Source organism: Streptomyces sp. NPDC002156 (assembly GCF_053593675.1).
This window is the reverse complement of sequence record NZ_JBSFDA010000047.1, coordinates 6,653-24,470: the sequence shown is the minus strand read 5'-3', so window position 1 is coordinate 24,470 and position 17,818 is coordinate 6,653. Positions and strand designations below refer to the sequence as shown.

At 69.3% G+C, this 17,818-nt stretch carries 12 protein-coding genes; 6 read left to right on the top strand and 6 right to left on the bottom strand.

Features of this window, described 5'->3' with window-relative positions; genetic code table 11:
- Positions 1–206 precede the first annotated feature (206 nt).
- Together ACWCRB_RS20515 and ACWCRB_RS20510 are read left to right on the top strand one after the other, a co-directional pair.
- Positions 207–1,772 (top strand): MFS transporter, encoded by a 1,566-nt coding sequence (locus ACWCRB_RS20515; protein WP_450997423.1) that lies wholly within the window; start codon positions 207–209, stop codon positions 1,770–1,772.
- A 222-nt stretch (positions 1,773–1,994) separates the two neighbouring features.
- Entirely contained in the window at positions 1,995–2,987 is a 993-nt protein-coding gene (locus ACWCRB_RS20510; RefSeq protein ID WP_450997399.1) for an Lrp/AsnC family transcriptional regulator, read from the top strand.
- A 48-nt stretch (positions 2,988–3,035) separates the two neighbouring features.
- Here ACWCRB_RS20510 and ACWCRB_RS20505 read toward each other — a convergent pair whose 3' ends face one another.
- The 6 genes from ACWCRB_RS20505 to rpsL form a co-directional block, all read right to left on the bottom strand.
- Positions 3,036–4,103 carry an endo-1,4-beta-xylanase gene (locus tag ACWCRB_RS20505; protein WP_450997398.1) on the bottom strand — a complete coding sequence of 356 codons (1,068 nt, stop codon included), beginning with the start codon at positions 4,101–4,103 and terminating at the stop codon, positions 3,036–3,038.
- Between the two features lie 31 nt (positions 4,104–4,134).
- Positions 4,135–7,233: a glycosyl hydrolase 115 family protein gene (locus tag ACWCRB_RS20500; RefSeq protein WP_450997397.1), complete on the bottom strand. Its 3,099-nt coding sequence runs from the start codon at positions 7,231–7,233 to the stop codon at positions 4,135–4,137.
- 212 nt (positions 7,234–7,445) lie between these two features.
- On the bottom strand, positions 7,446–8,639 hold the full coding sequence (gene tuf, locus ACWCRB_RS20495; RefSeq protein WP_450997396.1) for an elongation factor Tu: 1,194 nt from the start codon (positions 8,637–8,639) through the stop codon (positions 7,446–7,448).
- A gap of 142 nt (positions 8,640–8,781) precedes the next feature.
- Positions 8,782–10,908, bottom strand: coding sequence for an elongation factor G (gene fusA / locus ACWCRB_RS20490; protein WP_450997395.1), 2,127 nt, complete (start codon positions 10,906–10,908; stop codon positions 8,782–8,784).
- 39 nt (positions 10,909–10,947) lie between these two features.
- On the bottom strand, positions 10,948–11,418 hold the full coding sequence (gene rpsG, locus ACWCRB_RS20485) for a 30S ribosomal protein S7 (protein ID WP_366880225.1): 471 nt from the start codon (positions 11,416–11,418) through the stop codon (positions 10,948–10,950).
- Between the two features lie 3 nt (positions 11,419–11,421).
- A complete protein-coding gene (rpsL, locus tag ACWCRB_RS20480; protein WP_003948652.1) occupies positions 11,422–11,793 on the bottom strand; it encodes a 30S ribosomal protein S12 in 372 nt (123 codons plus the stop codon).
- Between the two features lie 416 nt (positions 11,794–12,209).
- On the opposite strand from rpsL, the gene ACWCRB_RS20475 reads away from it, so the two are divergent.
- From ACWCRB_RS20475 to ACWCRB_RS20460, 4 genes are all read left to right on the top strand, one after another.
- On the top strand, positions 12,210–12,920 hold the full coding sequence (locus tag ACWCRB_RS20475) for a Crp/Fnr family transcriptional regulator (protein WP_450997422.1): 711 nt from the start codon (positions 12,210–12,212) through the stop codon (positions 12,918–12,920).
- 244 nt (positions 12,921–13,164) lie between these two features.
- Complete coding sequence (locus ACWCRB_RS20470) at positions 13,165–14,070, top strand: hypothetical protein (RefSeq protein ID WP_450997394.1); 906 nt, start codon at positions 13,165–13,167, stop codon at positions 14,068–14,070.
- Positions 14,067–16,316 carry a hypothetical protein gene (locus ACWCRB_RS20465; RefSeq protein ID WP_450997393.1) on the top strand — a complete coding sequence of 750 codons (2,250 nt, stop codon included), beginning with the start codon at positions 14,067–14,069 and terminating at the stop codon, positions 16,314–16,316. The genes ACWCRB_RS20470 and ACWCRB_RS20465 overlap by 4 nt, the downstream gene beginning before the upstream one ends.
- A gap of 57 nt (positions 16,317–16,373) precedes the next feature.
- Positions 16,374–17,818, top strand: a 1,445-nt coding sequence (locus ACWCRB_RS20460; protein ID WP_450997392.1) for a hypothetical protein, incomplete at its 3' end; no start/stop codon positions are given.

The window sequence follows — 17,818 nt, the reverse complement described above, 5'->3', positions numbered from 1 at the left end:
CCATCGATGTCGGAAATCGCTTCCCTCCACACCTTTGGTGTCGGATTCCCGAGATCCGGCGGTCATGGCTGGATCCCGGCCATCACCCAGCGGAAAGTGACGCCCGAAGTCAGCTAGCGCCGCGCCCGGCGCCCCCGAGGGAGAGTTTCGTGAACGTCACGTCCACGGTGAAAGTGCCGCAGGAACGGCGGGTGGCCACGCTCGTCATGGCCTGCCTCGGCGTGTTCGTCGCCTATCTGCCGGTGACCACCGTCTCGGCCAGCCTGCCCGCCATTCAGCGGGCCCTCGGTACCTCGACCTCGCAACTGTCCTGGGTGTCCGACGCGTTCGTGCTGCCCATGGCCGCCCTCATCCTGACCGCCGGGGTGTTCGGGGACGTGCACGGCCGGAAGAAGGTGTTCCAGGCCGGGCTGGCCTTCAGTGCCCTGGGCGCTCTGATCGCGCTGTGCGCGCAGTCCGTCGAGGTCGTGTGGGTCGGACAGGCGTTCGCGGGGCTCGGGGCCGCCGCCCTGCTGCCCACGACGCTCGCGCTGATCAGCCACGCCGTGCCCGACCCGCGTGAGCGCGGGAAGTTCATCGGGCTGTGGGCGACCGCCCTCATGTCGGCGCTGGCCCTCGGTTCTCTCATCGCCGGCCTGATCCTCGAACACTTCGCCTGGCGCTGGATCTACCTCCTGCCCATCCCGGTCTCGCTGCTCGCGATGGCCTTCGCCGCGAAGCTGCTGACCGACTCCCGCGCCCCGGGCACCCGCCGCCTGGACTGGCCCGGCCAGGCCACCGCCGCACTGACGATCACCGCTCTGGTGTACGGGATCATCGAGGGCGGCGTCACCTCCTTCACCGACCCGAAGGTCATGGTCGCGCTGTCCACCGCCGTGGTCGGCGCGGTCGCGTTCGTCATGGTGGAGCGGCGCAGCGCCGACCCGATGCTGGACCTGACGCTGTTCCGCAGCCCGGCCTTCACCGCCACCACCCTCATCGCCATGATCAGCTTCCTCGGCCTGATCGGCTTCTTCTTCGCGCTCAGCCTCTACTTCGGCATCGTCCAGCAGCTCAGCACCCTCGAAGCGGCCTACCGGCTGGTGATGGTGAGCATGGTCCCGCTGCTGCTCGGCGCCCCGGTCGGACGTCTGATGCACCGCGTCTCCCCCCGGGTGCTGATCCCGGGCGGCCTGGTGATCAGCGCCGCCGCGCTGCTGTCGCTCACCTCCATCGGTACGGACACCTCGTTCGGCTCGCTCGCCTGGCGGCTGGCCCTGCTCGGCTTCGGTCTGTCCTTCGTCATCACGCCGATGACCGCCACGGCCGTCAGTTCGGTGCCGTTCCACCAGGCCGGTATGGCCGCGGCCGGCAACAACGCCTTCCGCCAGGTCGGCGGCGCCCTCGGTCCCGCAATCCTCGGCACCCTGCTGACTTCCCGGGCCGTCGACGTCCTGCCCGACCACCTCCGTGACGCGGGTCTGACCGGGGCGACGGTCCAGCAGGTCACCTCCGTCGCGGACAGCGGCGGGCTCAGCGCGGTCGGCGGACTCGACCTGGGCGCGGACACACCCCGGGTCATGGCCGCCCTGTCCGAGGCCTTCGTCGACGGACTCCGGCTCTGTCTGATCGTCTCGGCCGTACTGGCCCTGCTGGCCGCCGCCGTCGGAGCCGCCCTGCTACGCCGCCAGCAGCACACGACACCCCGGGTCACCGCCCAGGGCACCCCGGCCCCGGCCCCGCACGCCACCACCGGCGCGGCGACACCCGACATACCGGCGGCACGGCCCTGAGCGGATCGGATGACCACCGGGCCTGCCGGCACCGGCGCCGTCCGTGGGGACGGGTGCGGCGCCTCCGTGTGGCCCGGGACCGATTCCCCCGGGTCCCGGGCCACACGGCATCCGAAGGCGGCCTACGCTGAGAAGACCCCCCTCGATCGACGATCGACCCCTCCCAGCTCCCAGCTCCCAGCAGGTCAACGCCCGCCTCCCACCCACAGCAGGAGAGTCCCGGTGGAGCACTCCACCCCCACTGCCCCGGGCCCCCTCGACGCCCTCGACCTCAAGCTGCTCCACGCGCTCCAGATCGACGGACGGGCCCCGTTCAGCCGTATCGCCGAGGTCCTCGGGGTCTCCGACCAGACGGTGGCCCGGCGTTTCCGGCGGCTGCGTACGACGGCGAGCCTGAGGGTGCTGGGCATGACCGACGCGAGTGTGCTCGGCCGGACCAGCTGGATCGTGCGGCTGCGCTGCACCCCCGACGTGGCCGAACAGCTCGCGAACGCCCTGGCCCGGCGCCCCGACACCTCGTACATCGACCTGGTCTCGGGCGGTACCGAGGTGGTGTGCTCGATGCGGCCCCGCAGTCAGAAGGAGCGGGACGAACTCCTCTTCGACCGCCTCCAGCGCACACCCCGGGTCGTCTCCGTCAGCGCCCACTGTCTGCTGCACCACTTCTACGGCGGCGCACTGGGCTGGCTGAACAAGAACCGGGCGCTGGAGCCGGCGCAGGAGGATGCGCTGCGTCCGCCCCGGACCGAGCCACCGGCGACGCCCGTACTCCTCGACGAGACCGACGAAGCGCTGCTCGCCCTGCTGCGGCGGGACGGCCGGGCCACGTTCGCCGAACTCCAGACCGGTACCGGCCAGTCGGAGTCCGTCGTCCGACGGCGGCTGGAGCAGCTGCGCTCCACCGGCGCCCTGTACTTCGACGTGCAGATCGACAACGCCGCTCTCGGTCAGGGCGTCACCGCGCTGCTCTGGCTGACCGTGAAGCCGTCCGCCCTCGACTCGGTCGGACGGTCGCTCGCGGCACACCCCGAGGTGAGCTTCGCCGCGGCGACCACCGGCCAGTCCAACATCGTCGCGGCCGTCAGCAACCGCAGCACGGGCACCCTGTACCGGTACCTGACCGAGCGGATCGGCGTCCTCGACGGCGTCCACTCCGTCGAAACGACCCTGGCCCTCCGCCAGATCAAACAGCTCGCCTACGAACCGACCCGCTGAGCCGCCGAGCCAACAGCCGCCAGCCGCCAGCCGCCAGCCGCGAGAGAGTCAGCCTGCGGCCAGCCCCTCCCCCACCGCCGCATACGCCGGCTTCGGCCCGAACTCCTCGTCCATCAGCGTCGCCGCCCCCTGCCCGGCGAACACCCCCGGCACCCACGAGTACTTGTCGCTGAACCCCCACACCGTGAACGACGTGCACCGTCGGGCGTTCAGACATGCGTCCAGCAGCCCCCGGAAGTACGTCGCCTGTGCCGCCAGCTTCGACTCCTCCACCGGCAGGATCATGCGTACGTCGACCTCCGTGAACGCCGTCTGCATGCCCAGCTTCTCGAAGCGCGCGAGGTTCTCGGCGACCTGGCCCGGGAAGCCGTACTGGATCGCCAAGTGTCCCTGGATACCGAAGCCCTGTACCGGCACGCCCTCCGCCCGCAGCCGCTTCGCCAGGTCGTAGTAGGCCGTCGACTTCGCGTTGACGCCCTCGACGTTGTAGTCGTTCAGGAACAGCTTCGCCTTCGGGTCGGCCGCGTGGGCCCAGCGGAAGGCGTCCTCGATGTACGACGGACCCAGCTCACGCAGCCAGATCGAGTCGCGCAGCGAACCGTCCTCCTCGAAGACCTCGTTCACGACGTCCCACTCATAGATCTTGCCCTTGTACCGCTTCACCTCCTTCGTGATGTGGACCTTCAGAATCCCGCGCAGCTCCTCCGCCCCGATCGATCCGTCCGCCACTCCTGTCGTCAGCCAGCCCGGCAACTGGCTGTGCCACACCAGCGTGTGGCCCCGCACCGCCTGCCCGTGCGCCCGCGCGAAACGCACCAGGTCATCGGCCTTCCCCCAGTCGTACGTCCCCCGACTCGGCTCGACCGATTCCCACTTCATCACGTTCTCGGCGGTAACTGAATTGAACTCCCGTGCGACTTTTCGGCGATATGTCGTATCGTCAGCCAGCGCCGCCATGTCCACGGCAGTGCCGATGCGTACGCCGGTACCGGCCGCCAACGCCCTCAGCAGGACGGGGTCCGGGTGCGCCGACGCCGGCTGCGCGCCCGCGCCGGTGATCAGAAGCGCCACGCCCACCAACGCGACGGCGGAAACGGGCATGCGGAAGTCGTTCATGTGCGGTCCCTTCACTCGGTGTATTACCTCTTCAGCGGATGCGGCGACTCTCCAACGGCCCCAGATACGTCGGCGTCAGCCCACCCGTGTCGATCACCAGCCGCTGCACCACCACCGTCGGATCGACCACCCAGAACTTCAGCCGGTGCACCCCCGCCGCAGCCACCGCATGCCTGGTCGCCGTCACATTCACGTTGTCGGACGTGTGCCGTGCCCACTGCTTGTTCATCAGGCCGTCGTCCGCGCCCGTGACGGCGTGGATGTCGACCTGCTGCGGCTCGCCCTCGTCGAACGAGACCGCGTACCGCAGCCCGCCCGTCGGAAGCGTCGGGTTGCGCGGCGACAGATACGCCCACACCGTCACCTCACCCGCCGACAACAGGCCGACCTCGTACTCCAGCCGCGCCGAACCCCCGCCCGGGGTCCGACGCGGAGCTGTCACCGGCCAGGGCGTCATCCCCGCGCCCGTCCGCCCGATACGGTCCAGCCGCCGCCAACTCCCCACCGCCCGCGAGTGGTTGTCGGCGTCGATCGCCACATAACCCCCCGCCTCCACGAACCCCCGCAGCCCCCGCCGTTCCCCCCGCGACGGCTTCTCCACGACGCACCCGACCACCACCGACGCCCCCGCGCCCGACACCGTCAACGATGCCTCCGTACGACCGTCCGGCACCCGAGCCCAGTCCACCCCCACCCCCAACCGCACCTGCTGCTCGACCCGCCCCCTCGGCCGGTCCACCCCCAGCCACGGCACCGACGACTCCACCCGGTACGGGAAGGGCGTACGCCCCCGGTTGAACACCTCGACGTACTGGCCAGGCCGCGTCTGGTACGGGCTGAACACCGGCAGCACGGCCTCCCGCTCCGCACCCCCCGGCCACCACTCACCCGAGTCCTCGGAGCCGTCGACCGACACCCCCAACTCCCCGCCCACCGGCAGCTCCACCCGCCGCACGGCGGGGAACAGCACATCCGGAAGTGCCACGTTGTCCTTCTCGGGCTGCTGCCAGGGAGCGTTGGGCCCATACCGTTCCACGTCGCCGTAGTCGATGTGCGGCTGAGTCTGGAAGCCCTCCCATTTGCCGCCAGCCACCCCATGGTTGAAGTGATCGGCGAGCGCGAAGTCCTGTTCCAGGCCCGCTTCCGCCTCCGCCGCGCGGTCGTTGGTCGCCGCGCGCCCCTGAGCCGCGTACAGGAGGTTCTTGAACTCGGCCTCGCGCAGGGCGTACAGGTTGGCGGTCGCCGCCACCTCGTACCCGACCAGCTCGTACCACGCGTCCTGCGCCGACGGGGGCAGCCGCCGCCCCACCCGCTCCGCCTCCCGCGCCAGCCCCCGCCACTCCTCCGTCGCCCGCTCCAACTCCCGGTGACCGAAGCGGAAAGGGGTCTCCTGGTCGTCGTACACGATCGCCGACTCGTCCTTCGTCGGGTCCTTCGCGGGGTTGAGGGTGATGCGGCGGTTCAGCAACTCCGGTTTGCGGCGGGCCTGGAGCTGCCCGTACTCGGCGAGCACCGACGCGATCGCCGCCGCGTGCTCGGCCCCGAAGTTCTGGCGCGCGTACCGCCGTTCCCACTCCTCCAGGCTCGAAAGGTCCCAACGGGTGGGATTCCAGGCGTAGTTGAGGAAGAACTCGGTCGGGAGTTCGTTCCCCTTCAGGTCGCCCACGTTCGTCACCCACAGGCCGTGGTTCCCGTACGCGTGCGCCTGGTGGAGCTGGTCCCAGAGGTTCTGGAGGTTGGCCGTGTCCACCCACTTGTAGTTGCGGCCTACGCCGACGTAATCAAAGTGGTAGTACAACCCATACCCACCGCTCCTCGCCGGTTCCGCCGGGTCGGGATGCTTGCGGATGTTGCCCCAGTTGTCGTCCGTGAGGACGACCGTGACATCGCCCGGAACCCTCAACCCCCGGTCCCAGTACCGCTGGACCTCCTTGTACAGGGTCCACACCTGCGGGGTTTCCGACAGCGGCCTGCCCGTCACCTCCGCGATGATCCCCCTCTGCGTCTCGATGATCTCCCGCATCAGCTCGATGCCGTCGCCGTCCGGCAGGCTGGTGTCGCCGTTGCCACGCATGCCCAGCGTGACGACGCCCTCGAAGTCCTCGTCGACCATGCGGCGGATACCGTCGCGCCAATACGCCCTTACCGCCGCCGCGTTCCGCCGGTACGACCACTCCCCCGTGCCCCCGTACGGGTCCCGCCCCGGAGTCACCACGTTCCCCGCACTGTCGCGCACCGCCGGGACCGCGTGCCGGTTCCACTCCTCGATGCCCCGCATCATGGGCGCCTCGTGGGACGTGCCCATGACGATGCCGTACGCCTTCGCCCGAGCATGGTTCTCCGGGTCGTCCTCGGCGAACGCCCTGCCCCACACCGCCGGCCAGAGGTAGTTCGCCTTCAGGCGCAGCAGCACCTCGAAGACCCGCTCGAAGAAGGCCGCGTTGAAGCCTCCGGGGTGGCCCGGCGCCTTCCCGGGGCCGAAGAACCTCGGCGCCCAGGTGCCCAGCGCCGGGTTCTCGTCGTTGATGAAGATCCCGCGGTACTTCACGGCCGGCGTGCCCTGCGTGAACCGGCCCGGCAGGACGTACACCGCGTCCCGGTGGACCGGCGGGACGTCGTCCCACCAGTACCAGGGCGAGACCCCGATGCCGTACGAGACGTCGTACGCTCCGAAGATCGTGCCGCGCGGGTCGCTGCCCGCGATGACGAACGCCCGGTCGACGCCGGGCATCGGGTGCTCCACGACGGTCTGGAGTGAGGTCTCCCAGCGCCCCGCGATGCCCGTGACGTCCAGCTTGCCGGTGCGGACCAGACCGTCGATCAGCGGACTGCGGCCTATCGTGCCGACGAGGATCACCTCGCGGGCGACGGTCGCGCCCGGACGTACACCTGTGACGCGTTCGATGTCGTCCCGCAGGTCGGCGGCCACTCGTACGACTCCGGGGTGGTCGTCCGCGCTGACCACGACCGGGGCGCCGACCAGCGCGAACGCGCCGCCGGTGAACGAGATGTACGCGCCGGCGTCGGTGCGGCGGGCCCCGGCCTCCCCCGCCCGCGCGACCCCGGACAGCACCGGCACCGCGGCGATACCGGCCCCGAGAACGGCTCTACGGCTGACGGCCCCAGACATGACGTACCCACCCCTCCGCCGGAATTTGGTCAGTGGCATGACAAATGGTGGAGGGAGTGACCAGCGGGGGGAACGGGTCGTACGCGCCGAATAGTTTCGTAACAGTGACCAGCAAACCTGGGCACAGCAAAGAGGCCCGTACGACCGAAGTCGTACGGGCCCCTCCGAAGAACTGCCCGAAGTACCGGGTCAGGCTGTCAAGCCAACAAGACTTACTTGTTGATCTTGATGACCTGGCCGGCGCCCACGGTCCGGCCACCCTCACGGATGGCGAACTTCAGGCCCTCTTCCATGGCGATGGGCTGGATGAGCTCGACGGTCATCTCAGTGTTGTCGCCCGGCATGACCATCTCGGTGCCCTCGGGGAGGGTCACGACGCCGGTCACGTCCGTGGTGCGGAAGTAGAACTGGGGGCGGTAGTTGTTGAAGAACGGCGTGTGACGGCCGCCCTCGTCCTTGGACAGGATGTAGGCCTGCGCCTCGAACGAGGTGTGCGGGGTGACCGAGCCGGGCTTGATGATGACCTGGCCGCGCTCGACGTCCTCGCGCTTGATGCCACGGAGGAGCAGACCGACGTTCTCGCCCGCCTGGCCCTCGTCGAGCAGCTTGCGGAACATCTCGATGCCGGTGACCGTGGTGGTGGTCTTCTCCTGCTTGATGCCGATGATGTCAACGGTCTCGTTGACCTTCAGGACACCACGCTCGATACGGCCGGTGACGACCGTACCGCGACCGGTGATCGTGAAGACGTCCTCGACGGGCATGAGGAACGGCTTGTCGACGTCACGCTCGGGGGTCGGGATCGCCTCGTCGACGGCGGCCATGAGGTCGAGAACCGACTGACCCCACTCGGCGTCGCCCTCGAGCGCCTTGAGCGCCGAGACCTTGACGACCGGCAGGTCGTCGCCCGGGAACTCGTACTCGGAGAGGAGCTCACGGACCTCGAGCTCGACGAGCTCCAGGATCTCCTCGTCGTCCACCATGTCGGCCTTGTTCAGGGCGACGACGATGTACGGCACGCCGACCTGGCGGGCCAGGAGCACGTGCTCCTTGGTCTGCGGCATCGGGCCGTCGGTGGCGGCCACGACCAGGATCGCACCGTCCATCTGGGCGGCACCGGTGATCATGTTCTTGATGTAGTCCGCGTGACCCGGGCAGTCGACGTGGGCGTAGTGACGACCCTCCGTCTGGTACTCGACGTGCGCGATGGAGATCGTGATACCGCGCTGGCGCTCCTCAGGAGCCTTGTCGATCTGGTCGAAGGCCGAGGCCTCGTTCAGGTCGGGGTACTTGTCGTGCAGCACCTTGGTAATGGCGGCCGTGAGGGTCGTCTTACCGTGGTCGATGTGACCGATGGTGCCGATGTTGACGTGCGGCTTAGTCCGCTCGAACTTTGCCTTCGCCACTGGGGTCCTCCTGCGGAGTGGTTCTGGTACGCCTTACTCATCGGCGCCAGGTGATCTTTGCTGGGATGCCGCCCGCCGGGGTTTGCCCTCCCGGGTTCCCCCGGCGGTCGGTGTCAAGCCTAAAGCGTGTAACAGGGGTGTGTTACTCGCCCTTGGCCTTCGCGATGATCTCCTCGGCGACGTTCCGGGGAACCTCGGCGTAGGAGTCGAACTGCATCGAGTAGCTTGCGCGACCCGAGGTCTTGCTGCGGAGGTCACCGACGTAGCCGAACATCTCCGAGAGGGGCACGAGGCCCTTCACGACGCGGGCACCGGCACGCTCCTCCATGGCCTGGATCTGACCACGGCGGGAGTTGATGTCGCCAATGACTTCACCCATGTAGTCCTCGGGCGTGGTGACCTCGACGGCCATCATCGGCTCCAGGAGCACGGGGCTGGCCTTGCGCGCGGCCTCCTTGAAGGCCTGCGAGCCGGCGATCTTGAACGCCAGTTCGGAGGAGTCGACCTCGTGGTAGCCGCCGTCGAGAAGGATGACGCGGACGCCGGTCATCTCGTAGCCGGCCAGGATGCCGAACTGCATGGCCTCCTGCGCACCGGCGTCCACCGACGGGATGTACTCCCGCGGGATACGGCCACCGGTGACCTTGTTCACGAACTCGTACGCGGCGTCGCCGTCCACGATCGGCTCGATCGCGATCTGCACCTTGGCGAACTGACCGGTACCACCGGTCTGCTTCTTGTGCGTGTAGTCGTGACGCTCGACGGCCTTGCGGATCGTCTCGCGGTACGCGACCTGCGGCTTGCCGACGTTGGCCTCGACCTTGAACTCGCGCTTCATACGGTCGACCAGCACCTCAAGGTGCAGCTCGCCCATACCGCCGAGGATGGTCTGGCCCGTCTCCTCGTCCGAGTGAACGTGGAAGGAGGGGTCCTCCTCCGCGAGACGCTGGATGGCTACACCCAGCTTCTCCTGGTCACCCTTGGACTTGGGCTCGATGGCGACCTGGATGACGGGCGCCGGGAAGTCCATGGACTCCAGGATCACCGGGTTCTTGTCATCACAGAGCGTCTCACCGGTCGTGGTCTGCTTCAGACCCATCACGGCGACGATGTCACCGGCGCCCACCGCCTCGATCTCCTCACGCTTGTTCGCGTGCATGCGGTAGATCTTGCCGATGCGCTCCTTCTTGCCCTTGACGGAGTTCAGCACCGCGGTGCCGGTCTCCAGGCGTCCGGAGTAGATGCGCACGAACGTGAGCTTGCCGAGGTGCGGGTCGCTCATGATCTTGAACGCCAGCGCCGACAGCGGCTCGTCCACGGACGGCTTACGCTTGACGACCTGCTCGGGGTCCTTCACGTCGTGGCCCTCGATGGCCTCGACGTCGAGCGGGGTCGGCAGGTAGCGCACAACCGCGTCGAGCAGGGGCTGGACGCCCTTGTTCTTGAACGCGGTACCACAGAACACCGGGGTGACCGTGACGCCGCTGGACTTGCCGGACGCGATGGTGATGCGACGGATCGCGGCGTACAGCTGCTCCTCGGTGGGCTCCTGGCCCTCCAGGAACAGCTCCATGATCTCGTCGTCGTTCTCCGCGACGGCCTCGACGAGCTTGCCGCGGTACTCCTCGGCAGCCTCGACGTGCGTGGCCGGGATGTCGACGACGTCGTACATCTCACCCTTGGCGGCCTCGGCGGACCACACGAGCGCCTTCATGCGGACCAGGTCCACAACGCCCTTGAAGTCCATCTCGGCACCGATCGGAAGCTGCATGATCAGCGGCACCGCACCGAGGCGGTCCTTGATCATGTCGACGCAGCGGTGGAACTCCGCGCCGGTCCGGTCGAGCTTGTTGACGAAGCAGATGCGGGGCACGCCGTAACGGTCGGCCTGACGCCACACCGTCTCGGACTGCGGCTCGACACCCGCGACACCGTCGAACACCGTGACGGCACCGTCGAGGACGCGGAGCGAACGCTCCACCTCGACCGTGAAGTCGACGTGCCCGGGGGTGTCGATGATGTTGATCGTGTAGTCGTTGTCCTCAAGCGGCCAGTGACAGGTGGTGGCAGCAGAGGTGATCGTGATGCCACGCTCCTGCTCCTGCTCCATCCAGTCCATGGTGGCGGCGCCGTCGTGGACTTCACCGATCTTGTAGCTGACGCCGGTGTAGAAGAGGATCCGCTCTGTGGTGGTCGTCTTACCCGCGTCGATGTGAGCCATGATCCCGATGTTGCGGACCCTGGCCAGGTCAAGTGAAGTGGTAGCCATAAGGCTTCGGTCTTCTCTCGGTCTCGATGTGGGCTGCGACTACCAGCGGTAGTGCGCGAAGGCCTTGTTGGACTCGGCCATCTTGTGGGTGTCCTCGCGCTTCTTCACGGCCGCACCGAGGCCGTTCGAGGCGTCGAGCAGCTCGTTGAGCAGACGCTCGGTCATGGTCTTCTCGCGACGGGCGCGGGAGTAACCGACCAGCCAGCGCAGCGCGAGCGTGTTGGCGCGACCGGGCTTGACCTCGATCGGAACCTGGTACGTCGCACCACCGACACGGCGGGACTTGACCTCGAGGGTCGGCTTGATGTTCTCCAGCGCGCGCTTCAGCGTGATGACCGGGTCGTTGCTGGTCTTGTCGCGCAGGCCCTCCATGGCGCCGTACACGATGCGCTCGGCGGTGGAGCGCTTGCCGTTCATCAGCACCTTGTTGATGAGCGACGTGACAAGAGGAGAACCGTAGACCGGGTCGATGATGACCGGGCGCTTCGGGGCGGGGCCCTTACGAGGCATTTTCTACTTCTCCTTCTTGGCGCCGTAGCGGCTGCGGGCCTGCTTGCGGTTCTTGACACCCTGGGTGTCGAGGGAGCCGCGGATGATCTTGTAGCGAACACCGGGCAGGTCCTTCACACGGCCACCACGCACGAGCACGATCGAGTGCTCCTGCAGGTTGTGTCCCTCACCCGGAATGTAAGCCGTGACCTCGATCCCGCTGGTCAGACGCACACGCGCGACCTTACGCAGGGCCGAGTTCGGCTTCTTCGGGGTGGTCGTGAACACACGCGTGCAGACGCCACGGCGCTGGGGCGAGCCCTCAAGCGCGGGCGTCTTGTTCTTCTCGACCTTGTCCTGCCGGCCCTTCCGGACCAGCTGCTGGATCGTAGGCACTACTTCTCCGGTTTCTGTGTGCCGATGGTGAAGCTAACCTGGAACATCGCCGACCCACGCGGTCGGGTGTGTCGAATACTGCAGACTCCCGCCGGCAAGGCGAAAAGGGCGCAGATTGCGGTGGCCGCTTACAGCTCCCCGTACGGTTCGAAGGCACGCACGAGGGCCAGGGCACACCCCAGGCACAAGGTCTGAGCGTACCTACCTCAACGACTTCGGTCAAAACAAATGGACGCCGGTACGACAGGCCGGGGTCCGGGCGGCGCCCGAGCCACCGTTTGTTTGCTTCTAGCAGCTTTGCATGCCTTACGACGGCTTGCTGGCCAAGGTGGCTGATTCGCGCCCTTTACAGCCCGGTGTGCTTGCCCGTTCAGTACCTTGATCCGTCCGCTGCGACGATTCGGGGGCAGAGCGTGATGAGGACGGCGGCGCATTCACTGGACGACGGGGGCCTGGACGACCGGGTGCCCTTCCTGGCCCGTCTGGAACAGGAGGACCGCACGGCCCTCCTGTCCCTGGGCCGCGAACTGAATTTCGCCACCCGGGTGGCCCTGATACATCAGAGCGAGCCCTCCTCCCACGTCCTCTTCCTGGTCCAGGGCTGGACAAAGGTGACGGCCTCGGCGGCCAACGGCTACGAGGCCCTGCTCGCCCTGCGCGGCCCCGGCGACATAGTCGGCGAGTCGGCGGCGCTCACCGGCCGCCCCCGGTCGGCCACGGTGACCGCGCTGGAGGCAGTCCGGGCGGTGGCCGTCGAGCACGAACGCTTCAAGGACTTCCTGGGCCGTTCACCGGCCGTTTCGTTCGCCCTCCTGGGCCTCACCGCCGACCGCACCCGGGCCGCCGACCGCCGCCGCCTGGAGTTCGCGTCCATGAACGTGCGGGAACGCTTCGCGATCCTCCTCCTGGACCTCGCCCGCACCCACGGCCGCCGCACCCCCGAGGGCATCGAACTCTCCGTCCCCCTGAGCAAGCAGGAGCTGGCGGGCTCGGTGGGCGCGTCCAGGGAGATGGTCCAGCGGCTGTTGCGGGAGCTGCGGGAGAAGGAGGCGGTGGAGACGGGGAGGCGGGCGTTGCTGATCCGACGGCCGGACATCTTGCGAAGGATCGCGGCGGCCGAGGGCTGAGCGTGCTCTTCCAGCCCGTTGGGGGTCCCCCCTCTGGGGGAGATTGAGAACGAGGCCGTTCAGGCCGAAGCGGGGGTCTGGGGGCGGCAGCCCCCAGGTACGACGCTCACCTCAACTCCCGCAGCCACCAACCCCCTTATGTGTACCCCTACACACTCCGACTGCGTCATCCGCCCTCACACCGCACCGTCCCCAACCGCCACGCTGCTGCAAGCAACCCCCACATGCATGTCGAAGGGCGACCATGACCGACCCCGTGAGCCGCACGATCCTGCTGCTGGACATAGAGAGGTTCAGCGACCGGGACGACGTGGAGCAGGCCTACCTGCGGCGCATGCTGTACGACATCACCGACCGCGCCCTCGAAAGCGCCGGCATCGACGAGACCCGCCGCCTGCGTGCCGACCGCGGGGACTCCGTGATGGAGCTGATCGACGCGAACGCCCCGGTCACCGCGCTGCTGCGCGCCCTGCTCGTGGAAGTCCCGGCCCAGCTGCGGACCGTCAACCGCATGGCGTCCAGCTCGGCCCAGATCAGGCTGCGCGGCGTCGTCGCCACCGGGTACGTGGCCGTGGACGAGCACGACGGCTGGGTCGGCACCGACCTGAACAACGCCTGCCGGCTACTGGACGCCCAGCTGCTGCGAGCGGCCCTGCGCGAACGCCCCCACGACTTCGCGCTGATCGTCTCGGACTCCCTGTACGGGGGTGTCGTACGGCACAACCACCCCGGCATCCCGGCCGACGAGTTCCACCCGGTCGGGGTCGACACCAAGAACGGCCAAATGAAGGCCTGGCTGCACGGACCGCTGCCCGGCGGATTCGAGGCGGCCCCGGCCGGCAGGGCCGACCAGGACCACCGTGACACGGGGATGGGGGAGGCGCCGGGCGGTTCGGGGGACCGCCCGGCGCCGCAGACCCCGCAGTCACCGGAGACGAAAGAGACGAAGGAGACGCCGGAACCGAGGGTTCCGGCTCAGGGCACCTCGCCCGCGCCGGAGAGCCGACCCGCCCCGGGGCCCGTCTTCAACTTCAACGGTGCCGTCAGCATCGGCGGCAGCGTGGTGGCCGGCGACCAGCACGGCGTCAGCGGCGGGCAGGTCACCGGGGACGTCAACATGGGCGGCCGCAACGGGGGTGACGGCTCGTGAGCACACCGGACGCGGCGGAGGCCACCCGTCCCGGGCCCGCCGACGCCCCGGCCGCCTCCGACGACGGCAAGGACGGCAGAGACGGCGCCGCCAAGGAGGCGAAGGAGACCGAGGGCGCCGAGGGGTCGGAGGACCGCGAGCAGGCGCAGACCGCCTGGTCGGCCCGGCGCGACCTGATCGACCACAGCCCCCGGACGATGCGCTTCGGCGGTGATGCCCGCATAGGCGGCAGCGTGGTGGCCGGCGACCAGCACGGCGTCAGCGGCGGACAGGTCACCGGCGACGTGATCATGGGCACGAAGACGGAGATCCACCAGTGGTCGATATCCGGGTTCTCCGCCCCGTCCGCCGCCGCCTCCGGCGAGGTCCCGCAGACCACGCTCGACCGGCTCGCCGCCTCGTTCGTCGCCGCCGAGGCGACCGTCGAGGACCTGCTCGCCCGGCTGCGCCGCGACCGAGTCCTCGTTCTGTCCGGCGCCCGCTTCACCGGCAGACGTACGGCCGCCCTGACTCTCCTGCACCGGCTCGGGGCGGCCCCCGTACACACGCTCGACCGCGACACGGACCCGGGCACGCTGGCGGAGAGAGCCACGGCGGCGGGGGAAACCGGCGAACGCCCCCAGGGCCGGCCCCGGGGCTACGTCCTCGCCGACCTGGCCACCCGCCGTGACCGCCCGCTCCGCGAGCACCACCTGCTCGCCGCCCGCGACCGGCTGGCCGCGCAGGATGCGTATCTCGTCGTCACCGTCGGCCACACCGCCGTGCTGGAGGACGTACCGGTCGTCGAATGGCGCTCGCCGCCTCCGGCCGACGTACTCGCCGCACACCTCCGCACCCGTGTCTCCGACGAGGAGACGACGGCGAAGCTGCTCGAACTCCCGGACGTGACCGAGTTCCTGAGCCGCAGTCACCAGTTGCGCGAGGTGGCCAACTTCGCCCAGCTGCTCGGGCGGCACGCGGCGGGCGAGGTCACCGAGGACGCCGTAGCCCAGTTCTCCCTCATATCCCTGGAGAACCAGGTCCAGGAGTGGTTCGAGGAGGACGAGGCGTCGATCCATCTGCGCGACAAGGCGTTCCTGGTCGCGCTGGCCGCGTTCGACGACGGCCCGTACGCCCTCACCGCCGAACTCAGCGACCTCCTCTACCGGTTCCTGCAGAAGACGCAGAACCCGGTGGGCGTCCCCGAGGTCCCCGTCTTCGGCACCCACATCGGCAAGCGGCTCCAACTCGCCCGTGCCGAGCGGTACGAGGACGACGAGCACACCGAGTGGGGCCCGGTGACCCAGCAGAAGGCCCGGTTCATCGACGACCGCGCCTCCCTCGTGCTCCTGCGCGAGGTCTGGACGGGCCATCCCTCCGCGCGCCCCGCGCTGATCAGCTGGCTGCGTCAACTGGCCGACGACGGGCGCCCGTTGGTCCGTACCCGGGCCGCGTCCACAGTGGCCGTCCTGGCCCGTACGGACCTGCCCTCGGCGATGGCCCTGGTCATCGAGCCCTGGGCGACCTCCAACCGCTTCCGGCACCGGCTGGTGGCCGTCAACTCGCTCACCCTCGCGCACCTCATCGACACGCCGAACATCCCGCGCATCCTCGACGAGTGGTCCAGGCACGAGGACCGGCGGCTGCGCTGGGTGGCCGTACGGGCGTACGCGCTGATCGGCCCCGAACGCCCCGAGCAGGCCCTCGCCGCGCTGCGTACGGCGGCCCGCAGCCTGTATGACAACCTCGGCGACCGGGACGCCTTCGACCGCGAGATGGCCGACGAACTGCGGGAGGCTGTCGCCCTGTTGCTGCTCTCCGAGGCCGGTGACACCGTCCTCGCCGAACTGCGTACGCACCTGGACGACGACCGCCCGGTGCACGACCTGACCATCGGCGGCTTCGTCAGCGCCTGCCGCCACACCCAGGACGACGAGCGGTACGGCCATCCGCTGGTCCTCGGCTGGTACGTGCGGTCGGTCACCGACCGCACGGCCGGCGCGCAGGGCGTCCCGTTCCTGTGGCGGGCGGCGCTGGGCGATCCGAACACGACCCGGTACGCCCTCGACGTGCTGCGCGCGTGGGTCCTGATCGCCGACCGCTCGACGACCACGGAATGGGCCCTGGCGCATCTGCTCCCGACCCTGGTCACCACCTCGCCGGAGTACCACCGCCTGGGCCACCTCCTGCGGACGATGCCGGGCGAGGACGGCGCGGCCCCGCCGGCGGTGGCGGCCCGCCTCCTCACGACGCTCCCCATCCGCTGACACATCGTCAAATCCCTGCTCACGCTCACGCTCACGCTCACCGAGGAGCAACGCACGATGCCTGCCTTCCACCGCCCGCCCGAGTGGCAGCAGTCCGCGGACCGGCACACCCAGCTGATCGACCCGGTCCTCACCGTGCGGCAACTGTCGCGCTTCGAACTCTCGTTGAAGTCGACGGTCCGTATCGACCACGCGCTCGTCTTCTCGACCGCCAAGGGCGGCTACGAGGCCTACCTCCCGCCCCGCCGCCCGACGCGCAGCGAGATCGCGGCCCGCCACTACACGGCGGTGTACGAGGTCGACATGGGCGTGCACCCGTTCTCCGGCACGCTCACGCTCCCCAGCGACAACGACGCGTTCGAGTTCTCGGCCGAGGTCGATGTGTCCTGGCAGGTCGTCGACCCGGAGCGGTTCGTGGGCAGCGGCCACCGGGACGTGCCGGGCCTGCTCATCGGCGAACTCCAGCGCGCGGCACGCCCGGTGAGCCGGCGCTTCCCGATCGCGGAGAGCGCGGCGGCGGAGGGGGAGTTGCTCCAGGCGATCAACGTGCTGGGCCCGCTGGGCGCCCCGGCGGGCCTCCAGACCACCTGGACCCTGCGGCTGCGCCGCGACCAGGAGAACATCGACCACCAGCGCCGCCTCCAGGCGATCGACCACTCGGCGACCGAGCAGGTACGGGCGGCCGAGCGCGGCTCCGAGGTCGACGTGGAGGTGGACCGCCGCAACCGTCAGCAGGACGCCCTCCAGATCGAGCGCGCGATGTCGTACGGCACCCAGCAGCAGCACCTGGCCCTGCAGCAACAGCGCTGGGACTACGAACAGGCGGCCCTGCAGAGCAGCCAGCAGCACCAGCTCGCCATCCAACAGGGCCACCAGGAACTGGAGATGCAGAGGATCGAGGCGGAGAAGATCGCCTTCTACCAGTGGCACCTCTCCCAGGGCGGCGTCCAGGCCTGGGCGCTGCACCTCGCCCAGCACCCCGAGGACTCCCGCCTGGTCATGACGAGCATGCGCGACGACCAACTCCGCATGATCCAGGCCCAGATGGACCTGGTGAAGGACCTTCTCCACGGCGACAACGCGGAGAAGTTCGAGCTGGAGGGCCCAAAACAACTGGCCCTGCGCACGGTGAGCGACATCCTGACCCAACGCCTCCCGGGCGTCCCGCAAACGCCGCCGTCGCTTCCGGGCGGGGAGGCGGCTCCGGGGGACCCGTACGGCGATCCGTACGGGGCGGGGTACGGGCAGGGGGTGCCCGGGGCGGCTGGGGCGGCTGGGCAGCCGGGGTTCGTCCCTGGGGCGGCGGTCCAGGCGGGCCTCGCCCCCGGCCAACCGGGCTCCGCACCTGGCCCGCACGGGCCCGTCCCCGGCCAACCAGGCTTCTTCCAGGGCCAGTCGGGGCCCGTTCCCGGGCAACCGGCCTCCATCCCGGGCCAGTCGAGCCCCATCCCCGGGCAACCGGCCTCCATCCCGGGCCAGTCGAGCCCCATCCCCGGGCAACC

Bases quoted from the DNA above. Each gene is read 5' to 3' on its own strand.
- ACWCRB_RS20515 (WP_450997423.1), top strand. From the start codon at position 207: ATGGCCTGCCTCGGCGTGTTCGTCGCCTATCTGCCGGTGACCACCGTC.
- ACWCRB_RS20505 (WP_450997398.1), bottom strand. From the start codon at position 4,103: ATGAACGACTTCCGCATGCCCGTTTCCGCCGTCGCGTTGGTGGGCGTG.
- ACWCRB_RS20500 (WP_450997397.1), bottom strand. From the start codon at position 7,233: ATGTCTGGGGCCGTCAGCCGTAGAGCCGTTCTCGGGGCCGGTATCGCC.
- fusA (WP_450997395.1), bottom strand. From the start codon at position 10,908: ATGGCTACCACTTCACTTGACCTGGCCAGGGTCCGCAACATCGGGATC.
- rpsG (WP_366880225.1), bottom strand. From the start codon at position 11,418: ATGCCTCGTAAGGGCCCCGCCCCGAAGCGCCCGGTCATCATCGACCCG.
- ACWCRB_RS20475 (WP_450997422.1), top strand. From the start codon at position 12,210: ATGAGGACGGCGGCGCATTCACTGGACGACGGGGGCCTGGACGACCGG.
- ACWCRB_RS20470 (WP_450997394.1), top strand. From the start codon at position 13,165: ATGACCGACCCCGTGAGCCGCACGATCCTGCTGCTGGACATAGAGAGG.